The following is an 11657-nucleotide window of genomic DNA, read 5'->3' on the forward strand; positions in this document are numbered from 1 at the left end:
TTGTCGCGCTGGTGCTAACTCTCGGCCAACGCTACCAGGGAGTTGCTTGAGCACCATCTGGCTCACGTTTTATAGCAAAGAGGGGGCCGATAAGATAGCCCTTATGGAATAGGTTCTAAAACAACCCATGCAAATCCACCTTCTTATTGTTGATGCCCTCAATCTGGTTCGTCGCATTCACGCAGTGCAAGGTTCGCCTTGCATTAATGCTTGTCAACATGGGTTACAACAGCTTATTTCACATAGCCGGCCAACACATGCAGTCGCCGTGTTTGATGAAGATGACCGCTCGGATAGCTGGCGTCATCAATGTCTGCCCGACTATAAAGCGGGCCGCTCACCGATGCCCGATAATCTGCAACAAGAAATGCCCCTTATTCGCGAGGCATTTATTTCATTAGGGGTGAATTGCTGGCATTCGCCGGGTAATGAAGCTGATGACCTGGCCGCGACATTGGCGGCTAAAGTCAGTAATGCTGGGCATCAGGTTACCATTGTTTCAACCGACAAAGGTTATTGCCAACTGTTAGCACCGAATGTACAGATTCGCGATTACTTCCAAAAACGCTGGCTGGATATGCCATTCGTAAAGCAAGAATTTGGCGTGTTACCGCACCAATTACCTGACTACTGGGGGCTTGCCGGCATCAGCAGCAGTAAAATCCCCGGTGTCGCAGGTATTGGAGCAAAAACCGCCGCGTTGTTATTGCAACAAGCCAATAGTCTGGCGGAGCTTTATCACAATCTAGACTCAGTTCCGGAGAAGTGGCGCAAAAAGTTGCAACAACATCAAGAAATGGCTTTTATTTGCAAACAAATAGCAACACTTAAAACTGATTTGCCATTAACTGGCAATTTGCAGCAGCTACGTTTAAATAAATGACCACAATCTAAAAAACCAAGGGGCCATTGGCCCCTTATGTATATCATCCGATGTTAGAAGCGCTCGTCACGGCGGCCTGGTGCACCAGACCAAATTCGCCGTACATGCACCGTGACTTCTTCACGGTCATGATAGAGTTGTTTGGCATGAATGTGAGCATTAATGCCATTTTCTTTTAGCTGCTCATCAATCATTCCTAAATTCTCCGCAACAACCTCAAAACGTTTTTTCATCGGCAACTTCAGGTTAAAAATCGCCTCACGGCACCACCCATTGACCAACCATTTGATAATAAGCTGGGTGACTTTAGCCGGTTTCTCCACCATATCGCACACCAACCAATAAATATTGCTGCGCGTTGGCTCATATTTAAAACCATCGACACGGTGATGTGTTACCTGCCCGGTATCCATCAAACTTTGTGCCATCGAGCCGTTATCAATGGCCTGAACCATCATACTGCGCTGCACTAATTGATAAGTCCAACCGCCGGGGCAAGCACCTAAATCCACAGCATGCATACCACTGGCTAAACGCTCTTCCCATTCATCAGCGGGGATAAACACATGGAAAGCTTCCTCCAGTTTTAAAGTCGAGCGGCTTGGCGCATCAGATGGAAACTTAAGACGCGGGATCCCCATATAGAATGGGGAGTTATTGTTGCTATATGAATAGCCAACATAGCAGCAACCAGGCGCTATAAAGAATACATGCACCACCGGCCGATGAGGATTCTCACGAGCAGACAGGATTTTTTGTTCGCGCAGGGCATTACGCAGTGGTACCGTTAACTTACGGCAAAACTTAAGTAACTCTTTGCTTTCATTGGTATCAGCAACTTCAACACGCAGTTCACCGGCTTTCTCGACAACACCAACTAACATGCCAACAATGGGAGAAACGCGATCTTCTGCTGGCAAATCCTTCAATAACTCACCTACCACCATCATCTGGCGCGCAAAAATCAATTCGCGGAAAGGCACTTCACGAATCAAACGATCTGCATCTTCCAACTGATAGCACTCAAACAGCACATAACCACTGTTTTCTTTCACCCGCGCAAAACCAAAGATTTCAAGCTGTGCTGCTTTGGCGGTAATTTCTGCTGCGCACTCTTTCTCAAAGCCAGCGCGGCAATATAAAGCAATTTTATTATTCATGGCGTTCTGCCCTTTTTCTTAGACGCAGCGCGCCAATCAACATCAAAATCCATCCCGCCAGAAAACATACTCCGCCCACTGGCGTGATATATACCCATAGTTTCAGGTGCGATAGCGCCAGGCAGTATAAACTGCCACTAAAAAGTAGCGTTCCGAGCGCTAACAAGGCCCCACTCCAGTAAAACCAAATACTTATCTGCCGTTGCATTGCAACAGCAAGTGCCAGGATTGCCAAAGTATGGAACCCCTGATACTCAAGCCCGGTACGGACCCAAGCCATTTCATTCGGCCCTAAAGAGGCACTCAATACATGGGCCCCAAAGGCGCCGAAAGCAACATAGAAAAAACCGCTCAGGGCGGCAAATATCAGCATTAAACGACCATTCATCGCCATTAACCTTAAATTAATATCGCTGGGTAATAATTAAAATTAGTTGTCGTAGCGAAAGCGTAGCTTTTCCTGCTCACTCGCGGCTCTTGCCAGTATCCATTGACGAAAGGCGGCTATTTTACCCAGTTCTGCCTGGCTGTCATGACAAACCAGATAAAAAGCATTTTTGCTGACCAAAACATCATTAAATGGACACACTAATCGGCCCGCCTCAATCTCAGATTGAGCCATAACGTTATTCACCAACGCAATACCTTGCCCATGAACAGCGGCCTGAACCACCATCGCACTGTGGCTAAATATCGGGCCTTGCTGCACATTAATCTGTGGCACCCCCAATTGACGGGTGTATGCCAGCCAATCTCGGCGGGAAGTATCATGCAACAAGGTATGATTAGCCAGATCTGCCGGTACTTTTAATCCATTCTCGCCCATTAATAGGCTGGGAGCACAAACAGGGAGCAAAAATTCAGCATACAGACGTTCAGTGCGCAAACCCGTCCAATTGCCCCGGCCATAAAATATCGCGACATCGACGTCATCGGCCAGTTTGTCCTCTTCCCTATCGACCGCCTGAATCCTGACGTCAATCCCCGGATAAGCCGCATTGAATCCCGAGAGGCGGGGAACCAGCCATTGAATAGCAAAACTGGGGGGCAGACTAACAGTGAGAGCGCCCTTCGCGCTACGGGCTTGCAGCTTGCGAGTGGCTTCATTGATAGAGGTAAAAATCTCTTTGATGTCGAGATAATAGTTTTGGCCCTCTTCAGTCAGCAGCAAAGAACGATTTCGGCGACGGAACAGTTTTAGTCCGAGGAAATCCTCCAATGACTTTATCTGGTGGCTAACAGCTGCTTGCGTGACAAATAATTCATCAGCCGCTTTAGTAAAACTCAGGTGGCGTGCAGCCGCATCAAAGACCCGCAAGGCGTTCAGTGGTGGTAATCGTTTTGACATGAATTGGATACTTTTTTATAACGGCTCACCTTCAGGCGAAACCCTTTGTTTACTTATTAGTTTTTATAATCCGAGACATTATAAATTGTCCGTTGATGATGTGCCAGCAAATACCTATAGTGGCGGCACTTCCCAAGCCGGAACGAAAAGTAGGTTTAGTATCCAGGTACTGAAATGCTTTTGGCTTTGTGGTTGTGATGTTGTGTTTGCAAATGGTCTGGTGTGCCAGACATAGTAGCTAAGCTACTGTTTTTTTTCACTTCCTGTACATTTACCCTGTCTGTCCATAGTGATTTTATGCAGCACCGCTAATTTTTGCGGTGCTTTTTTTTGCCCTATTTTCAGCGCTTAAATGTAAGCACCACTTTGTATTGCACAGAGTTAAGCTTAAATTTAAGTTGTTGCAGAGGGTTTCTAAGCCGAATCAGCCTGCTTTTTAAGAACAACTTCGGGGTTTAACTACTTGCCCTCAGCCATTTCTTTGACTTCTGAACGGTTAATTTGCTGTTCAGTGCCATTGGCATCGATGTAGCTTATCATCCCAGTGTCATCATCTACTTTAGGTTTACCATCAGCAACGATAGTGCGACCATCATTAGTGTGCATGACATAATTGCTTGAACAGGCGGCTAAGGTAAAAGTGAGCATAAGTGCAGAAATGACGGCAGCTGTCTTTTTCATGGGTGACTCCTTGCAGATTAAAATGCTAAAAAAATCGCTTTAATTACCAGACAAATGGTTATGTCCGTTACTATTCAGCATAACCATCTTGTGACATATTGCCAGTTATCAGGGCCATTTGTGGGCTAATTGCGGCTAAAATGAGACAGTTCCGAAGTGAACCAAAGGATGCGAACAATAGAATGAAGTCTTTTAATCCAACGGATTTTCGCCTGGAATTCCCGGCAATTAGCGATGAAATAATCTATCTGGATAGCGCAGCGACCGCCTTGAAACCACGTGCCATGATTGAAGCTATCCAGCTGTTTTATCAGCAAGACTCCGCCACAGTGCATCGCAGTCAACATCAATCGGCATTGTCATTGACCGTTCGTTTTGAAGAAACCCGCCAGCAGGTAGCAGACTTTATCAATGCGCCAGAAGCAGAAAATATTGTTTGGACCAGGGGCACCACCGAAGCCATTAATCTGGTAGCGCAAAGCTATGCCCGCCCCCGCCTACAAACGGGGGATGAAATCATTGTCAGTGAGGCAGAACATCATGCCAACTTAATACCCTGGCTTATGGTTGCGGAACAAACCGGTGCCAGAATAATTAAGTGGCCTATTGGCCTCGATTATCTACCTGATTTACAACAATTACCGCAGTTATTGAACCATAAAACTCGCATATTAGCGCTCGGCCAGATGTCGAATGTCACTGGTGGCCGCCCACCATTAGCAGAGGCCATTGAGCTCGCCCATCAATATGGCTGCATCGTCATGGTGGATGGCGCACAAGGAATTGTTCATAGCCCGGCAGATGTTCAAGCTCTTGATATTGATTTTTATGCTTTTTCTGCCCACAAATTGTATGGGCCTACGGGCCTTGGCGCACTGTATGGCAAGGCCGAGTTGCTGCAAGAAATGCCCGCATGGCAAGGCGGTGGCAAAATGCTCACTCATGCCTCATTTGGCGGTTTTACCCCCCATGAAGTGCCTTACCGCTTTGAAGCCGGGACGCCAAATATTGCCGGGGTGATTGGGTTATCGGCTGTGCTCAGTTGGCTGGAACATATTGATTTGGACGAAGCTGAGATTTATAGCCAACACCTAGCGACATTGGCGGAGCATAAGCTGGCTAAATTACCGGGTTTTCGTAGTTTCCGTTGTCAGCAATCAAGCCTGCTGGCATTCACTTTTGATGGTGTTCACCATAGTGACTTAGTCACATTATTAGCAGAGCAGGGCATCGCGCTACGCGCCGGGCAGCATTGCGCACAGCCATTAATGGCGGCGTTGGGCGTCAGTGGTAGCCTGCGTGCTTCATTTGCAGCCTACAATACAGAAAATGATGTTGAAACACTGTGTATAGCGCTCGGCAAAGCACTGGAATTATTGCAAGATTAAGCACCTATAAAAAACTTACTAGATAAATATCAACTGGCTATAACACGAGAATATCATGATTGCTCCACACCCTTTTGGTCGCGATATCACGGCGACAAAGTTACTCGAGACTTTCAGTGCCCATAAACAGTGGGAAGATCGCTATCGCCAGTTAATCTTGCTGGCCAAGCAACTTCCGCCATTGCCAGAATCATTGAAACAAAATGAGCTGGAGCTGACGGGGTGTGAAAATCGAGTCTGGCTGGGGCATGAGTGCTTGCCGGATGGCCGCTTACATTTCTACGGTGACAGCGAAGGCCGCATTGTTCGTGGGTTGCTGGCGATTATTCTCACCGCGGTAGAGGGTAAAAAGCCACAGCAAATATTGGCCGAGGATCCTTTGGCATTGTTTGAACAGTTAGGATTACGCCAGCAATTAAGCACCTCGCGCGCCAGCGGTTTGCAGGCCTTAGCGCAAGGGGTGCAAGCAATTGCCGCCCAATATAGCTAGCCAATTGGCGGCAGCGATGGTTAACCGTAGCGTTAAGTGATTGGGTTAATCATGGTGACTATTGCCCCTGGCGAGCCGCTTTTGCCATCATTTTTTTCAATGCATGGGACACCGCAACAAAGCCAAAAGTGGCGGTGACCATCGTCGCCGAACCAAAACCTGAAGTACAATCCATCTTCTTCGGCCCTTCAGCTGTGCTGCGCGATGCACACACCGAGCCATCACTCTGCGGGTAAACTAATGGTTCGCTGGAGAAAACACAATCGATCCCCAGTTTGCCTTTGCTGTTTTTCACCACGTTGAAATCATTTTTCAGCCTTTCACGCAGCTTCGCCGCTAAAGGGTCCTGAATGGTTTTCGCCAAATCCACCACTTCAATGCGGGTCGGGTCGATTTGCCCACCAGCGCCTCCCGTCGTCACTACCGGGATTTTATAACGGCGGCAATAGGACAACAGGGCTGCTTTGGGGCGCACACTATCAATGGCATCAATAACATAGCTAAAGTTTTTATCTAAAAGCTCTGCAACATTATCCGCAGTAATAAAATCATCAATACAAGTTACTTGGCATTCCGGATTGATGGCCAGAATGCGTTCCGCCATAACCTCTGTTTTAGCCTGCCCAACATGGCTGCGTAAAGCATGAATTTGGCGATTGGTATTAGTGACGCAGACATCATCCATATCAATCAATGTAATCGCGCCAATCCCAGTACGGGCCAGTGCTTCTGCCGCCCATGAACCCACACCACCAATACCGATAACGCAAACATGCGCCTGCGAAAAAAGTGCCAGTGCCTGCTGCCCATACAGGCGAGCAATACCGCCAAATCGCTGTTGGTAAGCTTCCGAATGGGCTGTGTTCATAGACTTGTTACCTTCATCACTGGATTACCTTTATAACAATACGAATACAAAAGCGGCCAGTTGGCCGCCTGAGAAAGAGTAAAATCAATCACATCAAACGGCCGGTTTACTGGCCCTGATTTTTCACCAATAGTGAAGCGCCATTACCGGATGACGCGGCGGTTTTGCCGCCTTGATAAGCGGTAAACAGTGGCCCGCTGCTTTGTGCATTTTTCAACACCCAAACCCGGCCATAGTGGTTGTAGAAACCGGCAGCTTGACCAGCTTCGTGGCCAATCCCCTGATAAATATCAAAATGCTGGCCTTTAATTGCGCCCCCGACATCCAGCGCCACCATTAGCCGCATCTGATAGTGCCCGGTGAATTTCCCCTTCTCGTCTAATAAGGGTACTTCGGCCAATAATGTAGTGCCCGCTGGGATCAGCGAACGGTCGGAGGCAACGGAGGCTTTAGCAATTAATGGGACGGCACTGGCCCCTTTCACCGGCGCGTACATTTCAGGTTTGAAGAAGACAAACGACGGATTTTGCTCTAATAACTCTCTAACTTCAGCTTCACTGTGTGTCTCTGCCCAATGGCGGATAGCTTGCATCGACATATCTGCTTTCGCCACTTCACCGCGGTCAATCAACACCTTACCGATACTGCGATAAGCATGGCCATTTTTACCGGCATAGCCGAAGAAAGTCAGTGGTCGTCCATCACCATAATCAACATAACCACTGCCCTGCACTTCCATCATAAAATTATCCACCAACGAATTGGTGTACGCGATAACTAATTTGCTGTTATCTAATGCGCCCGCATAGATAGCCGCCCGGTCTGGTAGCCGGCGCTTGCCTTTGGCGGGCATACGATAAAGTGGGTGGCGGAATTCACCTTGCGGGGTATAGCGGGCCTGAAGCACTGGGGTGTAATAACCGGTAAATTGCACATTACCGAAATTATCCACGCCCTCCATCTGATAGGCATTTAAGCCAAACAGACTTAATTTACTGGTATCTGCTCCGGCTAACATCCAATTTTCAACCGCATTGAATGTGCTGCTGTTGCGGTTATACAGACCCGGTGAAGATTGATTAATGACTTTCACCTGATCAGAGAAATCTTTGGCGTTGACTGGCTTACCTGTTGCGTGCGGCTCATTCACCAATTCCAGTGGATGTTCCAAACGCCCGTCTTTATATTGTTGCCCGCGATCAGTTGGCCGAGATTGGCAGCCAGCCAGAACAGCAATCATTATTCCACTCAGTAGGTATTTGCCCCAACGACTTGTCATTTCACGCCTTCTCTTACTTATTTTATCTACCGGCGAACGATAACAAACGCCTATAGATAAAGGAATCAGCATACAGAAAAAAATCCCTACCGCGCGGTGGGGAAAAAGGAAACAAATAGTTGATAAATTAATCGAAAAACCCTATTTACCTTAATTAAGTGGCAAAACTACTTGCAACAGATCTCATCCAGAGTATAGTGCGCTCAATCGGACGCGGGGTGGAGCAGCCTGGTAGCTCGTCGGGCTCATAACCCGAAGGTCGTCGGTTCAAATCCGGCCCCCGCAACCAATCGATACTGGCTACCAGCAGTATCAAATGTCGTTCGATAGTCTTGAAAGTTAAGACGAATTAGGTAAAATAGCGGTTCAGCAGTACAATATGTAGTGACGGACGCGGGGTGGAGCAGCCTGGTAGCTCGTCGGGCTCATAACCCGAAGGTCGTCGGTTCAAATCCGGCCCCCGCAACCAATTACATAAATAAGTCATAAAAAGTCAGATAGAAAATAGCATTAAGACGGACGCGGGGTGGAGCAGCCTGGTAGCTCGTCGGGCTCATAACCCGAAGGTCGTCGGTTCAAATCCGGCCCCCGCAACCAATTATTCAGCATTTTTTATCACCATAAAGCACCCTCAAGGGTGTTTTTTTGTTTCTGGCTTTCTCATTATCTCAAGCCCTGACCAGCAAGGGCTATTCTGCCCCTGCTGATATCAATCAATCTGACTAAACTCGAGCCACCGCCCCGCCATTCGCAAAATAGGCCTTGATACCCGCAAAGATGGATTCAGCAACTTGCTGCTGGAAATGGCTGGTTCGCAATTTCCTCTCTTCCTCCAAATTACTAATAAACGCGGTTTCGACCAAAATTGATGGAATATCAGGGGCTTTCAATACTGCGAAGCCCGCCTGATCAACCCGATTCTTGTGCAGTTTATTAATCTTCCCCATGCGGTTCAGCACTTCTTTACCAAATTTCAAGCTGTCATTGATAGTGGCGGTTTGCAGCAAATCAATCATTGTGTGGTCAAGATAGCGATCCCCACTCTTGCTCACCCCACCAATCTGGTCCGCCTCATTCTGTGTTTGTGCCAAAAAGCGTGCCGCCGTACTGGTTGCCCCTTTGGTCGATAATGCAAAAACTGAAGAGCCTCTGGCAGCCTGGCTGGTAAAGGCATCGGCATGAATCGAAATGAATAAATCCGCACGTAGCTTGCGGGCTTTAGCGACCCGCACTTTCAGTGGAATAAAGACATCTTCATTGCGCGTCATAAATACCCGCATATTCGACTCTTTCTTAATCAGTGCCTGTAAGCGGCGGGCAATTTGCAGCACAATGTCTTTCTCACGGGTTTTATTTCGGCCAATAGCGCCAGGGTCTTCCCCACCGTGTCCGGGGTCTAGCATGATAATAATCGGCCTATCCCGCCCGGCCTTACCCGCTTTCGGCGCTTCTGCGGGCAACGTGCGCTCCACATTGCCTTTGTTGTAATCTTCCAATAATGCCAACAGCGGATCATCCTCAGCCGAGGTGGTGCCCTCTTGCGGATACAAATCGACAACTAAGCGGTTTTTGAATTCAGCAAAAGGCTTAAGGGTAAATAATTGTGGGCTGATGCTTTGCTTCAACTCCAGTACCAGCCGGACGGTATTTTTATCAAACTGCCCTATTCGCGCCTGTTTCAGATATGGATCACTGGACTGAACTTGCTTGGTCATCTCTTTCAACACGCTATTGAGATGCACACCTTCAATATCAACCACAATGCGATCCGGGTTCGTCAACGCGAATTGACGATACTTAAGCGGTGTATTGGATTCCAGTGTGACTCGGGTATAGGTTGAGGAGGGCCAAATCCTTACGGCAATAATGTGTGAAGCAGCTGCAAATCCAACCCGAGTGACACTCAGTAGCCAGGCTGCGGCGGCACCTTGTAGTAAACGGCGACGCCCAGAATTATGATTTGAATCTGCCATGTAACTCCAAAGTCACTACCAAAATATGAATAAAAATCGAACAAAAAAAATTTACGAGGAAAAACTTTAACGAATCGATCCCACGCTGTCATCAGAAAAACATTTTTATGTTATTCAATTTATTAATACGCATGTGCCATACATATGCATTTAATAGCAATTTCTTGCTTGCCATCTTGATCAAAAAAGAATAAAAATACAAAAATACCGAATAAAAATTCAAAGAGGGCTTGCCGTGAAGGAACGTAGTACTGAACTGGTTCAGGGATTTCGCCACTCAGTTCCCTATATCAATGCGCACCGCGGCAAGACATTTGTTGTCATGCTAGGGGGCGAGGCGATTGAGCATGAAAATTTCTCTAATATCGTCAACGATATAGGTTTGCTGCATAGCTTGGGGATCCGGCTGGTCGTGGTATACGGCGCCCGCCCACAAATCGACGCCAATTTGGCACAGCACCACTACGAGCCGCTCTATCACAAACATACCCGAGTCACCGATGCCCGGACGCTAGAAATGGTGAAGCAGGCTGCGGGCTTATTGCAGCTGGATATCACGGCAAGATTATCAATGAGTTTGAATAATACCCCACTCCAAGGCGCGCATATCAATGTGGTCAGCGGCAACTTTATCATTGCCCAACCCTTGGGTGTCGATGATGGTGTTGATTATTGTCATAGTGGCCGTATTCGTCGAATCGATGAGGATGCTATTCATCGCCAATTAGACAATGGCGCTATTGTGCTGCTGGGGCCGGTTGCGGTGTCAGTCACTGGCGAGAGTTTTAATCTGACCTCTGAAGAAGTTGCTACTCAGTTAGCAATCAAACTGAAAGCGGAAAAAATGATCGGTTTCTGCTCATCCCAAGGGGTGACAGACAATGAAGGCAATATTATTTCAGAACTGTTCCCCAATGATGCGCAAAAGCGAATTGAAGATTTGGAGCAGGAAGGCGATTACAACTCGGGGACGGTACGTTTTCTGCGTGGTGCAGTAAAAGCTTGCCGCAGTGGTGTGCGCCGCAGCCATTTACTGAGTTATCAAGAAGATGGAGCGCTGGTGCAAGAACTGTTCTCCCGCGATGGGATTGGTACCCAGATTGTAATGGAGAGTGCAGAGCAAGTTCGCCGCGCCACCATCAATGATATTGGCGGCATATTGGAGCTAATTCGCCCGCTGGAGCAACAAGGTATTTTGGTGCGCCGCTCACGTGAGCAGCTTGAGATGGAAATCGACAAATTCACCATTATTGAACGGGATAATCTGACTATCGCATGCGCGGCACTTTATCCATTCCCCGAAGAGCAAATCGGCGAAATGGCCTGTGTTGCGGTGCACCCGGATTATCGCAGCTCATCCCGAGGCGAAATGCTGTTAAAGCGGGTCGCCAATCAAGCTCGGCAGATGGGTCTTAAAAAGCTGTTTGTATTAACTACCCGCAGTATTCACTGGTTCCAGGAGCGCGGATTTACACCCGCTGAAGTTGAGGTGTTACCGATTCAGAAGCAAGAATTGTATAACTATCAACGGCGTTCAAAAATTCTGCTGGCTGATTTGTAGCCACCGAGTGACACCAATGGGGCTAA

The 11657-nt window shown here is 47.7% G+C and carries 11 protein-coding genes and 3 tRNA genes; 7 read left to right on the plus strand and 7 right to left on the minus strand.

What is annotated here, in order from left to right:
* The first annotated feature begins 127 nt into the window (after positions 1-127).
* Complete coding sequence (gene xni, locus D5F51_RS17160; protein ID WP_025377226.1) at positions 128-883, plus strand: flap endonuclease Xni; 756 nt, start codon at positions 128-130, stop codon at positions 881-883.
* Positions 884-936: 53 nt separating this feature from the next.
* Here the strand turns inward: xni and rlmM are convergent, their stop codons facing one another.
* The 4 genes from rlmM to D5F51_RS17180 all read right to left on the minus strand — a co-directional run bounded on the left by rlmM (position 937) and on the right by D5F51_RS17180 (position 4072).
* Entirely contained in the window at positions 937-2043 is a 1107-nt protein-coding gene (rlmM, locus tag D5F51_RS17165; protein ID WP_129198052.1) for a 23S rRNA (cytidine(2498)-2'-O)-methyltransferase RlmM, read from the minus strand.
* Positions 2036-2431: a DUF423 domain-containing protein gene (locus tag D5F51_RS17170; protein WP_025377224.1), complete on the minus strand. Its 396-nt coding sequence runs from the start codon at positions 2429-2431 to the stop codon at positions 2036-2038. The genes rlmM and D5F51_RS17170 overlap by 8 nt, the downstream gene beginning before the upstream one ends.
* Before the next feature lie 42 nt (positions 2432-2473).
* Positions 2474-3391: a transcriptional regulator GcvA gene (locus tag D5F51_RS17175; protein WP_025377223.1), complete on the minus strand. Its 918-nt coding sequence runs from the start codon at positions 3389-3391 to the stop codon at positions 2474-2476.
* Positions 3392-3850: 459 nt separating this feature from the next.
* Positions 3851-4072, minus strand: coding sequence for a YgdI/YgdR family lipoprotein (locus tag D5F51_RS17180; protein ID WP_025377222.1), 222 nt, complete (start codon positions 4070-4072; stop codon positions 3851-3853).
* A 182-nt stretch (positions 4073-4254) separates the two neighbouring features.
* On the opposite strand from D5F51_RS17180, the gene csdA reads away from it, so the two are divergent.
* Entirely contained in the window at positions 4255-5460 is a 1206-nt protein-coding gene (csdA, locus tag D5F51_RS17185; protein WP_162301774.1) for a cysteine desulfurase CsdA, read from the plus strand.
* Positions 5461-5515: 55 nt separating this feature from the next.
* Positions 5516-5950: a cysteine desulfurase sulfur acceptor subunit CsdE gene (gene csdE / locus D5F51_RS17190; RefSeq protein WP_186368177.1), complete on the plus strand. Its 435-nt coding sequence runs from the start codon at positions 5516-5518 to the stop codon at positions 5948-5950.
* A 58-nt stretch (positions 5951-6008) separates the two neighbouring features.
* Here the strand turns inward: csdE and tcdA are convergent, their stop codons facing one another.
* Both tcdA and mltA read right to left on the minus strand, forming a co-directional pair.
* Positions 6009-6818: a tRNA cyclic N6-threonylcarbamoyladenosine(37) synthase TcdA gene (gene tcdA / locus D5F51_RS17195; protein WP_129198057.1), complete on the minus strand. Its 810-nt coding sequence runs from the start codon at positions 6816-6818 to the stop codon at positions 6009-6011.
* 106 nt (positions 6819-6924) lie between these two features.
* Entirely contained in the window at positions 6925-8097 is a 1173-nt protein-coding gene (gene mltA, locus D5F51_RS17200; RefSeq protein ID WP_129198059.1) for a murein transglycosylase A, read from the minus strand.
* A 212-nt stretch (positions 8098-8309) separates the two neighbouring features.
* On the opposite strand from mltA, the gene D5F51_RS17205 reads away from it, so the two are divergent.
* From D5F51_RS17205 to D5F51_RS17215, 3 genes are all read left to right on the plus strand, one after another.
* Positions 8310-8386 (plus strand) — tRNA-Met (locus tag D5F51_RS17205).
* 103 nt (positions 8387-8489) lie between these two features.
* Positions 8490-8566: transfer RNA gene (locus tag D5F51_RS17210), tRNA-Met, on the plus strand.
* 51 nt (positions 8567-8617) lie between these two features.
* A tRNA-Met gene (locus tag D5F51_RS17215) sits at positions 8618-8694 on the plus strand.
* Positions 8695-8819: 125 nt separating this feature from the next.
* On the opposite strand, the gene amiC is transcribed toward D5F51_RS17215, so the two are convergent.
* Positions 8820-10070 (minus strand): N-acetylmuramoyl-L-alanine amidase AmiC, encoded by a 1251-nt coding sequence (gene amiC, locus D5F51_RS17220; RefSeq protein WP_129198061.1) that lies wholly within the window; start codon positions 10068-10070, stop codon positions 8820-8822.
* 235 nt (positions 10071-10305) lie between these two features.
* Here amiC and argA point away from each other — a divergent pair, with 235 nt between their 5' ends.
* Positions 10306-11631 (plus strand): amino-acid N-acetyltransferase, encoded by a 1326-nt coding sequence (gene argA / locus D5F51_RS17225; RefSeq protein WP_025377215.1) that lies wholly within the window; start codon positions 10306-10308, stop codon positions 11629-11631.
* The last annotated feature ends 26 nt before the right edge of the window (positions 11632-11657 follow it).

It is taken from the genome of Yersinia hibernica, assembly GCF_004124235.1.
Lineage (GTDB): Bacteria > Pseudomonadota > Gammaproteobacteria > Enterobacterales > Enterobacteriaceae > Yersinia > Yersinia hibernica.